The sequence below is a fragment of the Enterobacter cloacae complex sp. P27C genome (genome assembly GCF_014895705.1).
Taxonomy (GTDB): Bacteria; Pseudomonadota; Gammaproteobacteria; order Enterobacterales; family Enterobacteriaceae; genus Enterobacter; species Enterobacter bugandensis.
The window spans coordinates 140,035-159,850 of sequence record NZ_JADBQB010000002.1; the positions used below are offsets into that span (position 1 = coordinate 140,035).

Genomic DNA, 19,816 nt, shown 5'->3' on the forward strand with positions numbered 1-19,816 from the left:
TCCACGGGGCAGGTGATGCTAAATCGTTACTAGACGTCCAGCAGCAGACGCGTTGGATCTTCCAGCAGCTCTTTAATAGCTACCAGGAAGCCCACGGACTCGCGGCCGTCGATCAGGCGGTGGTCGTAAGAGAGCGCCAGGTACATCATCGGCAGGATCTCAACTTTACCGTCTACCGCCATCGGGCGATCTTTAATGGCATGCATACCCAGGATCGCGCTCTGCGGCGGGTTAATGATCGGGGTAGACATCAGCGAGCCGAATACGCCGCCGTTGGTAATGGTGAAGTTACCGCCGGTCAGATCGTCTACGGTCAGCTTGCCGTCGCGGCCTTTCACGGCCAGCTCTTTAATGTTCTTCTCGATGTCAGCCATACCCAGGGTATCCACATCACGCAGAACCGGGGTCACCAGGCCGCGTGGGGTAGAAACCGCCATGCTGACGTCGAAGTAGTTGTGGTAAACCACGTCATCGCCATCGATAGACGCGTTCACTTCCGGGTAGCGTTTCAGCGCTTCAACCACCGCCTTCACGTAGAAGGACATGAAGCCCAGACGGATACCGTGACGTTTTTCAAACGCGTCACCGTACTGCTTACGCAGATCCATGATTGGCTTCATGTTCACTTCGTTGAAGGTGGTCAGCATCGCGGTGGAGTTTTTCGCTTCCAGCAGACGCTCGGCCACGCGCTTACGCAGGCGCGTCATCGGTACGCGTTTTTCGCTGCGGGCACCCAGAGCAGGCTGAGCTGCCGGCGCGGCCACAGGGGCTTTCGCTTCCGCCTGAGCAGGCGCTTTCGCCAGGTGCTTGTCGATGTCTTCGCGGGTCAGACGACCGCCCACACCGGTGCCTTTGATGGCTGCCGGGTCAAGGCTGTGTTCAGCCAGCAGGCGACGGATCGCCGGGCTGAGGGCGTCGTTAGACTGTTCTTCCAGAGAAGCCTGCTGGCGCTGAGCCGGCGTAGAAGCTTTCTCTTCAGACTTCGCGCTGGACTCTTTGCCCGCGCTGTTGCCTTCACGCAGGCGCCCCAGGATCTGACGAGAGGTGACGGTGGTGCCTTCATCTTCCAGCACCGCGTCCAGAACGCCATCCGCCGAAGCCGGTACTTCCAGTACCACTTTGTCAGTTTCGATTTCTACCAGCACTTCATCGCGCTTAACGGCATCGCCTGGTTTTTTGTGCCAGGTAGCGACGGTCGCATCTGCTACGGATTCAGGCAGGTCGGGAACAAGAATATCTACGCTACTCATTATGTATCCTTTAATTAATCGACGTTCAGCGCGTCATTGACCAGATCTTGTTGCTGCTTCTGGTGAACGGACATATACCCTACCGCCGGAGAGGCGGAGGCCGGGCGACCTGCATAGCGCAGGGCTGACCCAAATGGAATCACTTCACGGAAATGATGCTGGCTGCAGTACCATGCGCCCTGGTTGAGCGGCTCTTCCTGGCACCAGACAAAATCATGTACGTGAGCGTACTGTTTCAGCACTTCCTGCATCGCCTGATGCGGGAACGGATAAAGCTGTTCGATACGCACGATGGCGACATCTTTCTGATCGTTCTTACGGCGCTGTTCCAGCAGGTCGTAATAAACCTTACCAGAACACATTACGACACGCTTAACGGCCTGCGGATCCAGCTCGTCAATTTCACCGATGGCCGGCAGGAAGGTACCGTTCGCCAGCTCTTCCAGGCTGGAGACCGCCAGCGGGTGACGCAGCAGGGATTTCGGCGACATCACCACCAGCGGACGGCGCATACCGCGCAGCGCCTGACGACGCAGCATGTGGTACACCTGAGCCGGGGTGGACGGCACGCAGACCTGCATGTTCTGCTCGGCGCAGAGCTGCAGATAACGTTCCAGACGCGCGGAGGAGTGCTCCGGACCCTGGCCTTCATAACCGTGCGGCAGGAGCATCACCAGGCCACACATGCGGCCCCACTTCTGCTCGCCGGAGGAGATGAACTGGTCGATAACGACCTGCGCACCGTTGGCGAAGTCACCGAACTGCGCTTCCCAGATGGTCAGGGTGCGCGGTTCCGCAGTTGCGTAGCCGTATTCGAAGGCCAGTACCGCTTCTTCAGACAGCACGGAGTCCCAGACCTTGAACTGGCCCTGACCGTTATGCACGTGCTGCAGCGGAGTGTAGGTTGAACCGTTAGACTGGTTGTGAACCACTGCGTGACGGTGGAAGAAGGTCCCACGGCCCGCATCTTCACCGGACAGACGAACAGGAATGCCTTCGTCAACCAGCGTTGCGTAGGCCAGCGTTTCCGCCCCGCCCCAGTCGAACAGCTTCTCGCCTGCCGCCATGGACTGACGGTCGGCGTAAATTTTCGCCACGCGAGACTGCATCTCGATAGCGTCCGGCACGGTGCTGATGCGTTTAGCCAGCTCCTGCAGGCGCTTCATCTCAACCTTGTTCGGGTAGCTCTCATCCCACTCGTGGTTGAGGTACGGCGACCAGGTAAAGGAGTGCATGTTCATCGGACGCAGCTCTTTCACCACGCATTCACCCGCGTCCAGCGCGTCGCGGTAGAGGTTGACCATTTCGGTCGCATCTTCCAGCGTCGCCACCTTGTCGCTTTCCAGCTTGTCAGCATAGATTTTGCGCGGCGTCGGGTGTTTTTTGATTTTCTGGTACATCAGCGGCTGGGTTGCACTTGGCTCATCCGCTTCGTTGTGGCCGTGACGGCGGTAGCAGAAGAGGTCAATGAACACATCGCGCTTAAAGGTATTACGGAAGTCCAGCGCCAGACGAGTAACGAAAGCAACGGCTTCCGGGTCATCCGCATTAACGTGGAAGATTGGCGCCTGTACCATCTTACCGATGTCGGTGCAGTACGGGGTAGAACGGGCATCCAGCGGGTTAGAGGTGGTGAAGCCCACCTGGTTGTTGATCACGATGCGAACGGTACCGCCCACTTCATAACCACGCGCTTTCGACATGTTCAGGGTTTCCTGAACCACGCCCTGCCCTGTGACCGCCGCATCACCGTGGATGGTGATTGGCAGCACTTTATTGCTGCTCGGCTCGTCCAGACGATCCAGACGCGCGCGCACGGAACCGATAACCACCGGGCTGACGATTTCCAGGTGTGACGGGTTAAACGCCAGCGCCAGGTGAACCAGACCGCCTTCGGTTTCGATATCTGACGAGAAGCCCATGTGGTACTTCACGTCGCCGGTGCCGAGGTGTTCTTTATGTTTGCCCGCGAATTCGTCGAACAGGTCCTGCGGTTTTTTACCCAGCACGTTGACCAGCACGTTCAGACGACCACGGTGCGCCATGCCGAGCACCACTTCACGGGTGCCGCTCTTGCCTGCGTGGCGAATCAGCTCTTTCAGCATCGGCACCAGCGCGTCGCCGCCTTCCAGCGAGAAGCGTTTTGCGCCCGGGAACTTCGCGCCCAGATAGCGCTCAAGCCCTTCCGCTGCGGTCAGTTCGCTGAGGAAGCGTTTCTTCTCGTCGGCCGAGAAGGTCGCGTGGCCCGCTACGGATTCGATGCGCTGCTGGATCCAGCGTTTCTCTTCGGTAGAGGTAATGTGCATATATTCCGCGCCGATGGAGCCGCAGTAGGTTTGCTTGAGCGCGTCAATCAGATCGCCCAGCTTCATCGTGTCTTTGCCGATGGCAAAGGAACCTACGTTAAAGCTTTCCTGGAAATCGGCCTCGGTCAGATCGTGATACGCCGGATCGAGATCGGCCACACGTTCCTGCTGCCACAGTCCCAGCGGATCGAGATTCGCATGCTGGTGACCGCGGAAGCGATAAGCGTTGATAAGCTGCAGGACTTTAACCTGCTTCGCATTGGTGTCAGGGTCGGAAATCGCAGAAGAGTAACGTGAGGCATCCTTCGCCAGACGACGGAAATAATCACGTGTTTTGGAATGGAATTGATCCGGTTTGACCCCTGTACCAGGCAACTGCTGGAACATGGAACGCCAGTTTGCGTCCACTGAGTCAGGATCGGTTAAGAAGTCTTCATAGAGCTGTTCTATCCAGCTCTGGTTGGCACCAGAGAGGTAAGAAGAGTCCAGCCAGGCTTTCATTGCGCCGTTCTGCATCGTGATCCCTTAAGCATTTTTATGCTTACTTTCGCCGTAGAAACTACCACGCACACCGCGTGTACGTGCCGGGGTTCACCTGCGAGCTCTTTTCATTTGGCCCGCGAAGGAACCTTTAGAAACTGTCTAGACTTCAGGGCAGTTTTTAAAGGTTTCTGCAATTTATTCCCTCTCCCTTTGGGAGAGGGTTAGGGTGAGGGGAACAGCGCTCCCCTCTCACTACTTACGCACTGCGCTGCAGCAGCATCGACTTAATATGGCCGATGGCGCGCGTCGGGTTCAGCCCCTTCGGACACACACTGACGCAGTTCATGATGCTATGGCAGCGGAATACGCTGAAAGCGTCACTTAATCCTTCCAGACGGCTGTCGGTTTCGGTGTCGCGGCTGTCGATAAGGAAGCGATAGGCAGCCAGCAGACCCGCAGGGCCGATAAACTTGTCCGGGTTCCACCAGAACGACGGGCAGGACGTTGAACAGCATGCGCAGAGAATACACTCGTACAGACCATCGAGTTTTTCACGCTGCTCAGGAGACTGTAAGTGCTCGCGAGCGGGTGGATTTTGCCCATTATTCAATAAGTAAGGCTTAATCTTCTCATATTGTGCATAGAATTGCCCCATGTCTACCACCAAATCACGCACGACCGGCAGGCCTGGCAGAGGACGGATAACAATTTTCTGACCAGGACGCTGCAGCGCTGAAATTGGCGTGATGCAGGCCAGGCCGTTTTTGCCGTTCATGTTCACACCGTCAGAGCCACATACCCCTTCACGGCAGGAGCGGCGGAACGACAGCGTAGGATCTTTCTCTTTCAGCTGGATTAAGGCATCCAGCAGCATCATGTCACGACCTTCTTCCGCTTCGAGGGTGTAGTCCTGCATGCGCGGAGCGTCATCAACATCCGGGTTATAACGATAAACTGAGAATTCGAGTTTCATTATCCTGTCTCCGCATTAGTAAGTACGAATCTTCGGCGGGAACGCCGGACGCAGTTTCGGTTCCATGTTGACGTTACGACGCGTCATGGTTTCCGACTCTGGCAGATACAGGGAATGGCACAGCCAGTTTTCATCGTCACGATCCGGGAAGTCGAAGCGGCTATGGGCGCCACGGCTTTCGGTACGGAAGTTTGCCGACATCGCGGTTGCGAATGCGGTTTCCATCAGGTTATCCAGCTCCAGGCACTCAACGCGCTGGGTGTTGAACTCGCTGGAGGTGTCGTCCAGACGGGCATTTTTCAGACGCTCGCGGATCGCCTTCAGCTGCTCAAGGCCTTTGGCCATCGCATCGCCTTCGCGGAATACCGAGAAGTTGTGCTGCATGCACTCCTGCAGCGCTTTACGGATTTCCACCGGATCTTCGCCGTTACGGTTACCGTTCCAGCGGTTGAGGCGTTCAAGAGAGGCGTCGATTTCGTCGTCGGTTGCATCACGCAGCGCGCCCTGCTCGGCAATGGACTCCTGCAGATGCAGACCCACCGCACGACCAAATACCACCAGGTCCAGCAGCGAGTTACCGCCCAGACGGTTGGCACCGTGTACGGATACGCAGGCGATTTCGCCTACCGCGAACAGGCCAGGAATGACCACGTCTTCGCCCTGCTCGTTCACGGTCAGCGCCTGACCGGTCACTTTGGTCGGAATACCGCCCATCATATAGTGGCAGGTTGGGATAACCGGAATCGGCTCTTTCACCGGATCGACGTGCGCGAAGGTACGGGACAGTTCCAGGATGCCCGGCAGACGGGATTCCAGCACTTCTTTACCCAGATGGTCGAGCTTCAGCTTCGCGTGTGGACCCCATGGGCCATCGCAGCCGCGGCCTTCACGGATTTCGATCATGATGGAACGCGCCACCACGTCACGACCCGCCAGGTCTTTCGCATTCGGGGCATAACGCTCCATGAAGCGCTCGCCGTGTTTGTTCAGCAGGTAGCCACCTTCACCGCGGCAGCCTTCGGTGACCAGCACGCCCGCACCGGCGATACCGGTTGGGTGGAACTGCCACATCTCCATGTCCTGCACCGGTACGCCGGCGCGAATAGCCATACCGACGCCGTCACCGGTGTTGATGTGGGCGTTAGTGGTGGACTGATAAATACGGCCTGCGCCGCCGGTCGCCAGCACGGTCGCGCGGGCTTTGAAGTAAACCACTTCACCGGTTTCGATGCACAGCGCGGTACAGCCAACAATTGCGCCATCGGCGTTTTTCACCAGATCCAGCGCATACCACTCGGAGAAGATGGTGGTATGGTTTTTCAGGTTCTGCTGATACAGGGTGTGCAGCAGCGCGTGACCAGTACGGTCAGCCGCCGCCGCGGTGCGTGCCGCCTGCTCGCCGCCGAAGTTTTTCGACTGGCCGCCAAACGGACGCTGATAGATGGTGCCATTTTCCAGACGGGAGAACGGCAGACCCATGTGATCCAGCTCCAGAATCGCTTCCGGGCCGGTTTTACACATATATTCGATGGCATCCTGGTCGCCGATGTAATCGGAACCTTTTACCGTGTCGTACATGTGCCATTCCCAGTTATCTTCATGGGAGTTACCCAGCGCAACGGTAATACCGCCCTGCGCGGACACAGTGTGGGAACGGGTCGGGAACACTTTAGAGAGCAGCGCACAGGTCTGGCCGCTCTGGGAAATTTGCAGTGCGGCGCGCATACCTGCACCACCCGCACCAATCACAACAGCATCAAATTCTCTGACTGGCAGTTTCATTACACACCCCACACCACAACAAATCCATAAATGACGTAAACCAGCAGCGCAACAACAATAATCAGTTGCAGCGGAAGGCGAATCGCCAGCGGTTTAACGTAATCGGTCAACACCTGCCACATGCCGATCCAGGCATGGATAAGGATGGAGAACAGGGCCAGCAGGGTGAACACTTTGGTGAAGGCCGATCCGAAGAAACCACTCCAGATTTCCCACGTCAGCGTGCCGCTGGTCGCGAAGAAACCGATCATATAGATGATGTAAAGGGTGAGAACGATGGCGGTAGCACGGACCAGAATGAAGTCATGTACGCCGTTGCGTCCTAATGCGGAGGCGTTGCTTACCATACGAGAACTCCTGCGAGAAGTGAAAGCACGACAGTGATCACAAATGAAATGTTCGCGGTACGTTTCCCGGCCTCGAACGTCTCTTCCAGATAGCCAAAGTCCATCAGCATGTGGCGTACGCCGCCAACAACGTGATAGGCCAGCGCGGTGAGAATGCCCCACATGATAAATTTCACGAAGAAGCTATTCATGATGGCCGAGGCCTGGAGGAATCCTTCAGGGGAAGAGAGGCTGGTGCCCAGTAACCACAGCAAAATACCGACCGCCACAAACGTAATCACACCAGAAACACGGTGCAGAATGGACGCTATTGCTGTTACGGGGAACCGGATCGTTTTGAGATCCAGATTGACAGGTCTTTGTTTTTTCACATTTCTTATCATGAATAACGCCCACATGCTGTTCTTATTGTTTCCTTCCTCCGGACTGCGATGCGGGTCAAGCAGCGTTCCTTTTCTATAACTGCGCGTCATGCAAAACATTGCTTCCAAATGCTAAAACGACACGTTACAACGCTGGGTGGCTCGGGATTGCAGGGTGTTCCGGAGACCTGGCGGCAGTATAGGCCGTTCACAAAATCATTACAATTAACCTACATACAGTTTGTTGGGTTTTCTCTGGAACAGTGATCAGGGTCACGATAACAACATCTTTTTAATTTTTAATCATCTGATTTGACAAATGTTAAACAATATTGTTACAAACGTCATCAGAAAAGGCATATAATGCGCAAAAGTTATGAGGTCTCTCTTTCACCTGACAAATAGTTATGTAACAGTGTGATGGTATTGACCGAAGTTATCAGGACAGTTATTAGTGATATACAGGTTTGAATAATTCGGACTGCAAAAACGCTGATTTGCTGTTGTTTCACTGATATTTCATTCGTTTACCTGCAAGGCGCCATAGCTCTGTACCCTGGTTACTCCTCGTGAGCTGAGCGGTAAGCCAAATAACAATCTGGTAACGGTGATTAACAGCTGAAGGCAAATCCGGTAAAAGCAGTCTTAAGCATAAGGCGCTAAGGAGACCGTAAATGGCTGATACAAAGGCAAAACTCACCCTAAATGGTGATGATGCTATTGAACTGGATGTGCTAAAAGGCACGCTCGGTCAGGATGTTATTGATATCCGTACGCTGGGTTCCAAAGGAGTATTTACCTTTGACCCTGGATTTACCTCTACCGCATCTTGCGAATCCAAAATCACCTACATTGACGGTGACGAAGGTATCCTGCTCCATCGCGGCTTCCCCATCGATCAGTTAGCCACCGAATCCAACTACCTGGAAGTGTGCTACATCCTGCTGAACGGCGAAAAGCCGACGCAGGCGCAGTACGATGAATTCAAAACCACCGTGACCCGTCACACCATGATCCATGAGCAGATTACCCGTCTGTTCCATGCGTTCCGTCGTGACTCTCACCCGATGGCGGTCATGTGCGGTATCACCGGTGCGCTGGCGGCGTTCTACCACGATTCTCTGGACGTGAATAACCCGCGTCACCGTGATATCGCGGCGTTCCGCCTGCTGTCCAAAATGCCGACCATGGCGGCGATGTGCTACAAATACTCCATCGGCCAGCCGTTTGTGTACCCACGTAACGACCTCTCCTACGCCGGCAACTTCCTGCGCATGATGTTCTCCACGCCGTGCGAAGAGTATGAAGTGAATCCGGTGCTGGAACGCGCGATGGACCGTATTTTGATCCTGCACGCTGACCACGAGCAGAACGCCTCTACCTCTACTGTCCGTACCGCAGGCTCTTCAGGCGCGAACCCGTTCGCCTGTATCGCTGCGGGCATCGCCTCCCTGTGGGGACCGGCGCACGGCGGCGCGAACGAAGCGGCGCTGAAGATGCTGGAAGAGATCAGCACCGTTGAACACATTCCAGAGTTCGTGCGTCGTGCGAAAGACAAGAATGACTCCTTCCGCCTGATGGGCTTCGGTCACCGTGTTTACAAAAACTACGACCCGCGCGCAACCGTTATGCGTGAGACCTGCCATGAAGTGCTGAAAGAGCTGGGCACCAAAGACGATCTGCTGGAAGTGGCGATGGAGCTGGAACACATCGCGCTGAACGACCCGTACTTCATCGAGAAGAAACTCTACCCGAACGTCGATTTCTACTCTGGCATTATTCTGAAAGCGATGGGCATTCCGTCTTCCATGTTCACCGTGATCTTCGCCATGGCGCGTACCGTGGGCTGGATTGCGCACTGGAACGAAATGCACAGCGAAGGCATGAAAATCGCCCGTCCTCGTCAGCTGTACACCGGCTACGAGCAGCGTGATTTTAAGTCTGACCTGAAGCGCTAAAAAACGTTGGGTGCGGCCTGATGCCCTCACCCCGGCCCTCTCCCACATGGAGAGGGAGAAAACCTTAAAAACGGTAACCCTTGGGTTACCGTTTTACTTTTATTTCTGGCAGTGCGGGCACCAGTAAAAAGGTCTGGAAGAGAGCATAATCCTGTCGATAATCCCGCCGCACCGCTCGCACTTTTTTCCCGCCCGATGAAACACTTTGAACCGGAACAGCGCCCCGTGATGCTTGTTCTCATCCACCAGGCCGCGCGTGTTGTACGACAGCCGTGGAATGTCCAGCAGCGCGTGAGACAGCGCGTCCAGCTGTTCCTCGCTAAGCTGAGAGGCCTTGCGCTGAGGCGCCAGCCCCACTTGCCAAAGGATTTCCACCCGCAGATAGTTGCCTAATCCCGCAAGAAAAGCCTGATCGAGCAACAATCCGGAAAACTGGCGGTTGCGGAATTTGGGCGATAACAGTCGGGCCTTCACGTCGCTCGCCGTCAGGCGCATGTCCAGCACGTCCGGCCCGACGCGCTGTAAGAACGGATGCGTCAGCAGCTGCTCCGGCGTTAACATTTCGATATCAGAGGCGCTATAGAGCAGGATCGCCTTATCCGTCGTTTGTAACCGGACGCGCAGCACGCGCGTCGTTTGCGGCTGCTCGTCCGCATCGACGACGCGCCACACACCGTAGAGCTGGTTATGGCTATATAACGTCAGGTTATGGGAAAAATGCGTGAGCAACGCTTTGCCGCGCGTTTCAATATGGGTCACCGTCTGTCCCACCAGCTCTGTTTCAAACGGCTTAAGTTGAGGAAAGGCAAACCAGACATAGGTCAGCGGTTTGCCCTTTATCGCCTCCTCCAGGCTATCCGCCGCGCGGCGGATCTCCGGACCTTCAGGCATGTCATTGTCCTTTTATAATCAATCTGCGCTGACGAGAATGCCCTCTTCAGAGAACGCCGCCCGCAGGCGTCGCGCAAACTGGAGCGCATGCTCCCCGTCGCCGTGTAAACACACCGTATCGGCCTGAACATTTGCGGATGTTCCATCCACGGCGGTCACCCGCCCGGCGCGCACCATCTCCAGCGTCTGCGCCAGCGCTTTATTTTCGTCAGTAATCAGCGCATCGGCCTGCGTGCGCGGCACCAGGCTGCCGTCCGGCATGTATCCCCGATCGGCAAAGACTTCCTGCCGCGTCGTCAGCCCCAGCCGTTCTCCGGCACGAATAAGCTCGCTACCCGCCAGGCCAACCAGAATCAGCTGCGGATTGCAGTCCCGCACCGCGCGGGCAATCGCCTCCGCCAGCGCCGGATCTTTCGCTGCCTGGTTATAGAGCATGCCGTGCGGTTTGACGTGACGCAGCACGCCATGCTCAGCGCGCGCTATCGCCTCCAGCGCGCCGATTTGGTAGAGCACCTGAGCGTAGACCGTCTCAGGGGGCAGATCCATCGCCGTACGGCCAAAGTTCTCCCGGTCCGGGAAGCTCGGGTGAGCGCCAATCGCCACGCCGTTTTTAATGGCATTACGCACGCTCTCCAGCATGGTTTGCGCATCGCCCGCGTGAAAACCGCAGGCGATATTGACCGAGGAGACCAGGGTCATCAGTTCCGCATCGGCGCTGCTGCCTTCCCCCAAATCGGCGTTTAAATCAATCTTTACCATCAAGCCTCCACGCCAGCTGTTCGAGATAGCGCTGCCGATCCTGCCGGGCCTTTAGCGCCTCCTCCAGCGTACACTGCACAAAATGAATCGGCTGACCGAGAGGGATTTGAGCCAGATGGTAGCGATCCGCTTCAATAATGCAGGCAATACGCGGATAGCCGCCGGTAGTTTGCGCGTCGTTCATCAGTACGATGGGCTGCCCGTTGCCCGGCACCTGAATCACCCCTGGCAGCAGCCCGTGGGAAAGCAGCTCCCGGTCAGTCGTGCGGGTCAGCGGCTGCCCCTGAAGCCGGTAACCCATACGGTTACTCTGCGGGCTGATTTTCCACGGCGAACGCCAGAAAGACTCTTTTGAGGCTTCATCAAACTCCTGATATTCCGGTCCCGGCAAGGCGCGGATCACGTTCCCCCACAGCAGCTGCTTCACGCCCTGCGTGGTGGTGAAATGGCGCGCTGATGGCTTAATCGCAATACGATCGCCGTCGCGCAGCAGCCGTCCCTCATGGCCGCCCATTCCCGCTTTCTGGTCGGTGCTGGACGACCCCAACACCTCCGGCACGTCGATGCCCCCCGCCACGGCAAGATAGCTGCGCACGCCGTGCAGAGGACGCTTAAGCGTCAGACGCTGCCCGGCTTTCGCCCGCAATCGCCAGCCGGTCCACACCGCTTTGCCGTCCAGCGTCGCGTCACAGCCCGCGCCGGTTAAGGCGAACCAGGTCTCCTCACCAAATTCAATAACGCACTGACCCAGCGTAATTTCTAACGCCGCCGTGCTGCCCGCGTTGCCTACCAGCAGGTTGGCAATCTCCAGCGAAGGACGATCGAGCGCACCGCAGTAGCTCACGCCGGACTGGCGCATGCCAAAGCGTCCGGCATCCTGAACGGAGGTATAAAGCCCCGCGCGAATAAGCGTTAACATACCCCCTCCTTCTGCGGGATAAAGCGCAGAGTATCACCCGGACGCAGGAGGATCGGTGCCTCCTGCCCCGGTTTAAATAGTGGCATAGAGGTGTGCCCGATAAGCTGCCAGCCGCCCGGTGAAGTAAGCGGATAAACTCCGGTTTGTTCACCGCCAATTGCCACCGTTCCTGCGGGAACGCTCAGGCGCGGCTCAGCCCGACGCGGGGTATGCAGCCGGGGAGATAATCCGCCCAGATACGGAAAGCCCGGCTGAAAACCCAGAAACCAGACGACGTAATCCACCGAGCTGTGCAACTCCACAACCTGCTTTACTGTTAATCCACAGTGTTCGGCCACCACGCCAAGGTCAGGGCCACCTTTGCCGCCATAGACAACCGGGATCTCAATCGTCCGCGATTCTGGCTCCAGCGCCTCGCTCTCTTCCCACCAGCGCTGCAGACGCTCAATGGCATCCAGCGCCCCGGAGTGCGGATCGCGTAGCACCACGGTGATATTATTCATACCCGGAATAGCTTCAACCACGCCGGGTAGCTCGGGCAGTCGCTGAGCCAGGCGCCAGATACGCTTTTGCGTGGCAAGCGTCACGGGAGGCTCAAGCTCCAGAACTACCGCGGTTTCACCCAGAAGATAACAACGCGCTCGCTGCACTTAACTACCTCTCATCAGGCCGGATTAGGGATATCAATAAAGGTCACATCCAGATCGGTATTTTCCGTCAGCCACTCGCTGAGGGCGCGAATACCGCCGCGCTCGGTAGCGTGGTGGCCTGCCGCGTAAAAATGCAGCCCCTGCTCGCGGGCAGAGTGAACCGTCTGTTCGGAGACTTCGCCGGTAATAAACGCATCAACACCAAAGCGCGCGGCGCTGTCGATAAAGCCCTGGCCGCCGCCGGTACACCACGCCACGCGCTTCACGGTATCCGGCCCGGTATCTCCGCACCACAGCGGACGACGCCCCAGCCGCGCTTCGATCCACGATGCCAGCTCCAGCCCCGGTACCGGCATCGACAGTTCGCCCCACGGCACCAGCGGCTCGATTTCACCCATCACGGTAATCCCTAACAGCTGTGCCAGCTGGACGTTATTTCCCAGTTCAGGATGCGCATCCAGCGGCAGATGGTAACCGTACAGGTTGATATCATTCGACAGCAGCGTTTTGAGGCGGTTGCGCTTCATGCCGCGGATAATCGGCGATTCGTTTTTCCAGAAGTAACCGTGATGGACAATCACCGCGTCGGCTTCCTGACGCACCGCCTCATCCAGCAGCGCCTGGCTTGCCGTCACGCCGGTGATGATTTTCTGCACCGTTTCGCGCCCTTCGACCTGCAGGCCATTCGGGCCATAGTCGCTAAAGGAGGCGGTATTAAGTTTTTCGTTAATCAGGCGTTCCAGTTCACTGTTTTTCATCATCATTCTCTCAAACTTTTCGGGCGGCTTCGTACGCCGCCAGCGTGGCGACGCGCGCCTGTTTATGGTCGACAATCGGGCGGGGATAATCGAGCTTTACGCCCTGTTTATCCGCCCATGCCCACGGGTCATGGATCGCTTTTTCAGGAACGTTCCTGAGCGCGGGCAACCAGCGGCGAATAAAGTCGCCGTTGGCATCAAATTTTTGCCCCTGAGTGGTCGGATTAAAAATCCTGAAATAGGGAGCCGCATCGGTGCCGGTAGAGGCCGCCCACTGCCAGCCACCGTTATTCGCAGCCAGATCGCCATCGATCAGCTGAGAAATAAAATAGCGCTCTCCGATTCGCCAGTCGATAAGCAGATCTTTCACCAGGAAGCTCGCGGTAATCATTCGCAGACGATTGTGCATCCACCCGGTTTCATTTAGCTGGCGCATAGCGGCGTCCACTATCGGATAGCCCGTCTCCCCTTTTTGCCAGGCCTGTAAAAGTGCCTCATCGTGCTGCCATTTTACGCTGTCGGTCCACGGAATGAACGGACGATGCTTACAGAGATTGGGGTGGTACGTCATCAGATGGCGGTAGAATTCACGCCAGATAAGTTCGTTCAGCCACACCGAGCCCGCACCACCGTCCAGCGCCTGCGGCTGTTCGGCCAGAAGACGATGCAAACACTGGCGAGGAGAGAGCACGCCCAGGGCCAGGCAGGCCGATAACCGGCTTGTCCCTTCAATTGCCGGGAAATCCCTGCGCGCGTCGTATTCTCCCGCGCCCTGCTTGCAAAACTGGCGCAGCTTCGCAATAGCGGCCTTCTCACTGGCAGGGAACAGAAGTTCATCAAATGCCCGTTGGGGATAGTTGAACGTTAATTCGGGGAGATCGGTTATAGCCTCTCCTCTGGCGGCGGGCGCGGGTACGCACTCCGGCAGCGCCTCTTTCAGGCGCTTAACAAAAGCATTTTTAAACGGCGTAAACACTTTATACATTTCGTGACCGCCGGTCATAACGCTGCCCGGTGCCAGCATCACGCTGTCATCAAATCCCTCACATACCACCTCTCCCAGCATTTTCTCCAGCTGGCGGTCCCGCTGCTGTTCGTTCAGTTCGTACTGGTAGTTATAAAAAAGATGCGTGACGCCGTTCTGCTGGCATATCTCCTGCAGCATTTGAAGCTGCGCGGTAAAATCGCTGACCTCTTTGTAGATCAGCGGAATGCCTTTCTCGGCAAGCGCGTGCTGCAGTTCGTTCAGGTGTGATTTGAGGTAAGCCGCCTGCCGTGGAGCCATATCATGCTGCTGCCACTGCTCAGGCGTGGCGATAAATAGCGCCAGTACACTGGCGTCATCAGAGCGGCAGGCTGCCGCGAGAGCGATGTTGTCATGTACGCGCAAATCCGCGCGAAACCAAACCAGATGGGTGGGCATAAAACTCCAGGCTATTGTCCATTATGTCCATAAGGGCATGCCGTACAAGGAAAAAGCATGCATAGAACTACTTTGCCATGAAGTGTAGACGGGATGAAATAAAAAAGGCCGCCCGGGGCGGCCTTAAAGCTACTTGTCCTGCGCTATCGTGGTTAAAGCAACAAACGCATTAGGTTCATCACTCTTTACAACGAGTACGCTGGCGACAATGAACGCGATGCATATATAGCGTTTCACTATGCGGTCCCTGCTGCTAACCGCTCCACCGTTCACCACCGGTGATAAGTCGGTGGACACAAGCCCGGGTAGGCGGGCTGCTTTACGGCTGAAAATACACCTTTCCCAGGACCGATGCCCATTTGCGAGATGGCGGAAAGGGACGCAGCATCATAATTACTATCCGCTACAAAGGTAAGATACCCGAATAAATTAGGAATTTATAAAGACTTCGAGGGATTGCCATCTTCTTACAGAAGGGTATGATAAAAATCCCGGGTAGGGGCTGCAAGACCACCCAACGGACCGCGAATCCCGAGGGATAAAAAAACCGCCATATTGCTATTGGCGGTTTTTTTATGGCTACGCGTCAGCGTTGTATCAATAGAAATCGCAGGTCGCTTTCTCTGCCTGATCCATCCACACCGGCTTCTCGCTGGTTTTCGCCCAGACGCGGTGCAGATAGCTGTAAAAACGCGCGCGATCTTTCCAGAACAGCATCACCGGCAGGGCCAGCACGCCAGCCACTACGGCGAAAGTGCGACGCATGAACACGATATGAGCCGGATACTCTTTATAAAGATCCATATTTTTCTCCCCTGTAGTTGGCCGGAAACCTTCTCCGGAAAATGTGAAATCTGTGACCTGGATAAAATAATATCGCTTTGCGTGTAATTTTACTACTCATCCGACCACTTATTTTTATTCATTTAGCGAATATTTACATTCACGCCGTAATTAAGTTACAAAAAAGTTAAAGATTTACTTATCAATAGTTAAATTGTGGGCTTTGCCATTTTTATACTTTTTTTACACCCACCCTTCTGATTTTTGCGAAATCTTTGCGCCATAAATCCTACCGTTAGCACAACAACAAAAGTCACCCGGAGGTGGATTGTGAGTGCAGGTCTTATTGCCGGCATCGTGCTGGTGTTCCTGTTATTGGGTTATCTGGTCTATGCCCTGATTAACGCGGAGGCATTCTGATGGCTGCTCAGGCGTTTTTGCTTATTGCCAGCTTCTTAGTGGTATTGTTCGTTTTGGCAAGACCACTGGGCTCGGGACTGGCGCGATTGATCAACAACGTCCCCCTGCCCGGCACGGGAAGCGTTGAAAAAGGGATCTGGCGCGTACTGGGGATAGTCGATCGGGAGATGAACTGGCGTGAATATCTGATCGCCATTCTGCTGCTGAATATCGTTGGGCTCATTGCGCTTTTTGCCATGCTGATGCTGCAGGGCATCCTGCCGCTGAATCCGCAACGGTTACCGGGCCTGTCCTGGCATCTTGCGCTGAACACGGCGGTCAGTTTTGTTACCAACACCAACTGGCAGTCCTATGCCGGTGAAACCACGCTCAGCTATTTCAGCCAGATGGCTGGATTAACCGTGCAGAACTTCCTCTCTGCAGCCAGCGGTATCGCGGTAATTTTCGCGCTGACGCGCGCGTTTGCACGTCAGAAAATCGGTACCCTGGGTAACGCCTGGGTGGATCTGACGCGCATTACGCTGTGGATCCTGCTGCCGATTGCGCTGCTTATCGCGCTGTTCTTTATTCAGCAGGGCACCCTGCAAAACCTGCTGCCTTACGCCCCGTATACTTCGCTTGAAGGAGCAAAACAGATCCTGCCGATGGGACCAGTGGCGTCGCAGGAAGCTATCAAGATGCTCGGCACCAACGGCGGCGGATTCTTCAACGCCAACTCGTCGCATCCGTTTGAAAACCCTACCGCCCTGACCAATTTTGTACAGATGCTGGCGATCTTCCTGATCCCCGCCGCGCTCTGTTTCGCCTTTGGTGATGTGGTCAACGATCGCCGTCAGGGCCGCACACTGCTCTGGACCATGTCGCTGATCTTCGTGGTCTGCGTGGCGCTGGTGATGTGGGCTGAATGGAGCGGCAACCCCCATTTCATGCAGCTTGGGGCGAACAGCACTATTAATATGGAAGGCAAAGAAAGCCGCTTCGGCATTCTTGCCAGCAGCCTTTATGCTGTCGTCACCACAGCAGCCTCGTGCGGGGCGGTGAACGCCATGCATGACTCTTTCACCGCGCTGGGCGGCATGATCCCGATGTGGCTGATGCAGATCGGCGAGGTGGTGTTTGGCGGCGTGGGCTCCGGTCTTTACGGCATGCTCCTGTTCGTGCTGCTGGCGGTGTTTATTGCCGGTCTGATGATTGGCCGCACCCCGGAATATCTCGGTAAAAAAATCGACGTTAGCGAGATGAAACTAACCGCGCTGGCGATTCTGGTCACCCCGGCGCTTGTGCTGCTCGGCACCGCGCTGGCGCTGATGACCGAAGCAGGACGCAGCGGCATCTTTAACCCGGGCATTCACGGCTTTAGCGAAGTGCTGTATGCCGTCTCCTCGGCCGCCAACAACAACGGTAGCGCCTTTGCAGGCTTAAGCGCCAACTCTCCGTTCTGGAACTGTCTGCTGGCGTTCTGCATGTTCGTGGGCCGCTTCGGGATCATTGTGCCGGTAATGGCGATTGCCGGATCGCTGGTGAATAAAAAAATCCAACCGACCACCACCGGGACGTTACCGACCCACGGCGCGCTGTTTATCGGCCTGCTGACGGGCACCGTGTTGCTGGTCGGCGCCCTGACCTTTATCCCCGCCCTCGCGTTAGGCCCGGTCGCGGAAACTCTCTCTTTACGCTGATTTTGCGGAGTATTTGTCATGAGTCGTAAACAACTGGCCCTGCTCGAACCGACGTTAGTTCGTCAGGCGCTTATGGATGCGGTCAAAAAGCTGAGCCCGCGCGTGCAATGGCACAACCCGGTGATGTTTATCGTCTGGGCCGGCAGCGTCCTGACCACCGCACTGGCGATTGCCATGGGGACGGGTCACATGCCGGGAAACGCGATGTTCACTGGGGCCATCAGCCTGTGGCTGTGGTTTACCGTGCTATTCGCCAACTTTGCCGAAGCGCTGGCGGAAGGCCGGAGTAAAGCGCAGGCCAACAGCCTGAAAGGGGTGAAAAAAACGGCGTTTGCGCGGAAATTACGTGAACCGAAATACGGCGCGCAGATGGACCACGTTCCGGCGGATGAACTACGTAAAGGTGATGTGGTGCTGGTGGAAGCTGGCGACATCATCCCGTGCGACGGAGAAGTCATTGAAGGTGGCGCATCGGTAGATGAAAGCGCCATTACCGGGGAATCCGCACCTGTGATCCGTGAATCCGGCGGTGATTTTGCCTCCGTAACGGGTGGGACGCGCATTCTTTCCGACTGGCTGGTGATCCAGTGCAGCGTCAACCCGGGCGAAACCTTCCTCGACCGGATGATCGCCATGGTGGAAGGCGCTCAACGCCGTAAAACACCGAACGAAATTGCCCTGACCATCCTGCTGATAGCCTTGACCATCGTCTTCCTGCTGGCAACCGCGACGCTGTGGCCATTTTCCGCCTATGGCGGCACTCCGGTCACCATCACCGTACTGGTGGCGCTGCTGGTCTGCCTGATCCCTACCACCATCGGCGGCCTGCTGTCGGCCATCGGCGTGGCCGGCATGAGCCGTATGCTCGGTGCTAACGTCATCGCCACCAGCGGACGTGCGGTTGAAGCCGCCGGTGACGTGGATGTCTTGCTGCTGGATAAAACCGGGACCATTACCCTCGGTAACCGCCAGGCGTCCGAATTCTTACCCGCCCCGGGCGTGGATGAAAAAACGCTGGCGGATGCGGCACAACTCTCCTCGCTTGCCGATGAAACCCCGGAAGGCCGAAGCATTGTTGTTCTCGCCAAGCAGCGCTTTAACCTGCGCCAGCGCGACGTTCAGAGCCTGCATGCCACCTTCGTGCCGTTTACGGCGCAAACCCGAATGAGCGGGATTAACATTCAGGATCGCATGATCCGTAAAGGCTCTGTTGACGCCATCCGTCGCCACATTGAGGCCAACAATGGCCACTTCCCGCCTGAAGTGGACAACCTGGTCGAAAGCGTAGCCCGTCAGGGGGCCACGCCGCTGGTGGTGGCAGAAGGCGCGAACGTGCTGGGGGTAATTGCCCTGAAGGATATCGTCAAAGGCGGTATTAAAGAGCGCTTTGCCCAGCTGCGTAAAATGGGCATTAAAACGGTGATGATCACCGGGGATAACCGTCTTACCGCCGCGGCGATTGCCGCCGAAGCGGGCGTGGATGATTTCCTTTCCGAAGCCACGCCGGAAGCGAAACTGGCGTTGATTCGTCAGTATCAGGCGGAAGGTCGTCTGGTGGCGATGACGGGTGACGGTACCAACGATGCTCCTGCCCTCGCGCAGGCCGACGTGGCGGTGGCGATGAACTCCGGTACCCAGGCGGCAAAAGAGGCGGGCAACATGGTCGACCTCGACTCTAACCCGACCAAGCTGATTGAGGTGGTGCACATCGGCAAGCAGATGCTGATGACGCGCGGTTCGCTGACCACCTTCAGTATCGCCAACGACGTGGCGAAGTATTTTGCCATTATCCCGGCAGCCTTTGCGGCCACCTATCCGCAGCTCAATGCGCTGAACGTGATGCACCTGCACTCTCCGGCATCAGCCATTCTGAGCGCGGTGATTTTCAACGCCCTGATCATTGTCTTTCTTATTCCGCTGGCGCTAAAGGGCGTGAGCTATAAGCCGCTGACCGCCGCCGCCATGCTGCGCCGCAACCTGTGGATTTACGGCCTGGGCGGGCTGGTGGTGCCTTTCATCGGTATCAAGGCTATCGACCTGCTGTTGACCCTGTTCGGGCTGGTTTAAAAGGTG

At 56.5% G+C, this 19,816-nt stretch carries 17 protein-coding genes; 4 read left to right on the forward strand and 13 right to left on the reverse strand.

Going from position 1 to position 19,816, the window contains the following annotated elements; translation table 11 throughout:
• Positions 1-29: 29 nt before the first annotated feature.
• The 6 genes from odhB to sdhC form a co-directional block, all read right to left on the reverse strand.
• On the reverse strand, positions 30-1,250 hold the full coding sequence (gene odhB / locus IM291_RS04120) for a 2-oxoglutarate dehydrogenase complex dihydrolipoyllysine-residue succinyltransferase (protein WP_041910762.1): 1,221 nt from the start codon (positions 1,248-1,250) through the stop codon (positions 30-32).
• A gap of 14 nt (positions 1,251-1,264) precedes the next feature.
• Entirely contained in the window at positions 1,265-4,072 is a 2,808-nt protein-coding gene (gene sucA, locus IM291_RS04125; RefSeq protein WP_045261080.1) for a 2-oxoglutarate dehydrogenase E1 component, read from the reverse strand.
• 223 nt (positions 4,073-4,295) lie between these two features.
• Entirely contained in the window at positions 4,296-5,012 is a 717-nt protein-coding gene (sdhB, locus tag IM291_RS04130) for a succinate dehydrogenase iron-sulfur subunit SdhB (protein ID WP_008501090.1), read from the reverse strand.
• Positions 5,013-5,027: 15 nt separating this feature from the next.
• Positions 5,028-6,794 (reverse strand): succinate dehydrogenase flavoprotein subunit, encoded by a 1,767-nt coding sequence (gene sdhA / locus IM291_RS04135; protein ID WP_041910764.1) that lies wholly within the window; start codon positions 6,792-6,794, stop codon positions 5,028-5,030.
• Positions 6,794-7,141 (reverse strand): succinate dehydrogenase membrane anchor subunit, encoded by a 348-nt coding sequence (gene sdhD, locus IM291_RS04140; RefSeq protein ID WP_003858621.1) that lies wholly within the window; start codon positions 7,139-7,141, stop codon positions 6,794-6,796. The genes sdhA and sdhD overlap by 1 nt, the downstream gene beginning before the upstream one ends.
• A complete protein-coding gene (sdhC, locus tag IM291_RS04145) occupies positions 7,135-7,539 on the reverse strand; it encodes a succinate dehydrogenase cytochrome b556 subunit (protein WP_026080740.1) in 405 nt (134 codons plus the stop codon). The genes sdhD and sdhC overlap by 7 nt, the downstream gene beginning before the upstream one ends.
• A gap of 638 nt (positions 7,540-8,177) precedes the next feature.
• Between sdhC and IM291_RS04150 the strand changes: the two genes are divergently transcribed.
• A complete protein-coding gene (locus IM291_RS04150) occupies positions 8,178-9,461 on the forward strand; it encodes a citrate synthase (RefSeq protein WP_028012378.1) in 1,284 nt (427 codons plus the stop codon).
• A gap of 99 nt (positions 9,462-9,560) precedes the next feature.
• Here the strand turns inward: IM291_RS04150 and nei are convergent, their stop codons facing one another.
• The 7 genes from nei to IM291_RS04185 all read right to left on the reverse strand — a co-directional run bounded on the left by nei (position 9,561) and on the right by IM291_RS04185 (position 15,665).
• Positions 9,561-10,352, reverse strand: coding sequence for an endonuclease VIII (gene nei / locus IM291_RS04155; protein ID WP_192986214.1), 792 nt, complete (start codon positions 10,350-10,352; stop codon positions 9,561-9,563).
• An 18-nt stretch (positions 10,353-10,370) separates the two neighbouring features.
• Complete coding sequence (gene pxpA, locus IM291_RS04160; RefSeq protein WP_192986215.1) at positions 10,371-11,111, reverse strand: 5-oxoprolinase subunit PxpA; 741 nt, start codon at positions 11,109-11,111, stop codon at positions 10,371-10,373.
• Positions 11,098-12,030, reverse strand: coding sequence for a 5-oxoprolinase subunit PxpC (pxpC, locus tag IM291_RS04165; RefSeq protein WP_048999788.1), 933 nt, complete (start codon positions 12,028-12,030; stop codon positions 11,098-11,100). The genes pxpA and pxpC overlap by 14 nt, the downstream gene beginning before the upstream one ends.
• Complete coding sequence (pxpB, locus tag IM291_RS04170) at positions 12,024-12,680, reverse strand: 5-oxoprolinase subunit PxpB (RefSeq protein WP_048999786.1); 657 nt, start codon at positions 12,678-12,680, stop codon at positions 12,024-12,026. Before pxpB ends, pxpC begins: the two co-directional genes overlap by 7 nt.
• Positions 12,681-12,694: 14 nt before the next feature.
• Positions 12,695-13,438 carry a type 2 GTP cyclohydrolase I gene (locus IM291_RS04175; protein WP_028012373.1) on the reverse strand — a complete coding sequence of 248 codons (744 nt, stop codon included), beginning with the start codon at positions 13,436-13,438 and terminating at the stop codon, positions 12,695-12,697.
• 10 nt (positions 13,439-13,448) lie between these two features.
• Complete coding sequence (gene phrB / locus IM291_RS04180; RefSeq protein WP_192986216.1) at positions 13,449-14,861, reverse strand: deoxyribodipyrimidine photo-lyase; 1,413 nt, start codon at positions 14,859-14,861, stop codon at positions 13,449-13,451.
• Between the two features lie 597 nt (positions 14,862-15,458).
• Positions 15,459-15,665, reverse strand: a complete 207-nt coding sequence (locus IM291_RS04185) for a YbfA family protein (protein ID WP_014069366.1) — start codon at positions 15,663-15,665, stop codon at positions 15,459-15,461.
• 309 nt (positions 15,666-15,974) lie between these two features.
• Between IM291_RS04185 and kdpF the strand changes: the two genes are divergently transcribed.
• From kdpF to kdpB, 3 genes are read left to right on the forward strand one after another with little or no spacing between them, the layout of a single operon-like run.
• Positions 15,975-16,064 carry a K(+)-transporting ATPase subunit F gene (gene kdpF / locus IM291_RS04190; protein ID WP_014069365.1) on the forward strand — a complete coding sequence of 30 codons (90 nt, stop codon included), beginning with the start codon at positions 15,975-15,977 and terminating at the stop codon, positions 16,062-16,064.
• Positions 16,064-17,743, forward strand: a complete 1,680-nt coding sequence (kdpA, locus tag IM291_RS04195; protein ID WP_048999779.1) for a potassium-transporting ATPase subunit KdpA — start codon at positions 16,064-16,066, stop codon at positions 17,741-17,743. The genes kdpF and kdpA overlap by 1 nt, the downstream gene beginning before the upstream one ends.
• 18 nt (positions 17,744-17,761) lie before the next feature.
• A complete protein-coding gene (gene kdpB, locus IM291_RS04200; protein WP_028012370.1) occupies positions 17,762-19,810 on the forward strand; it encodes a potassium-transporting ATPase subunit KdpB in 2,049 nt (682 codons plus the stop codon).
• Positions 19,811-19,816: the final 6 nt, after the last annotated feature.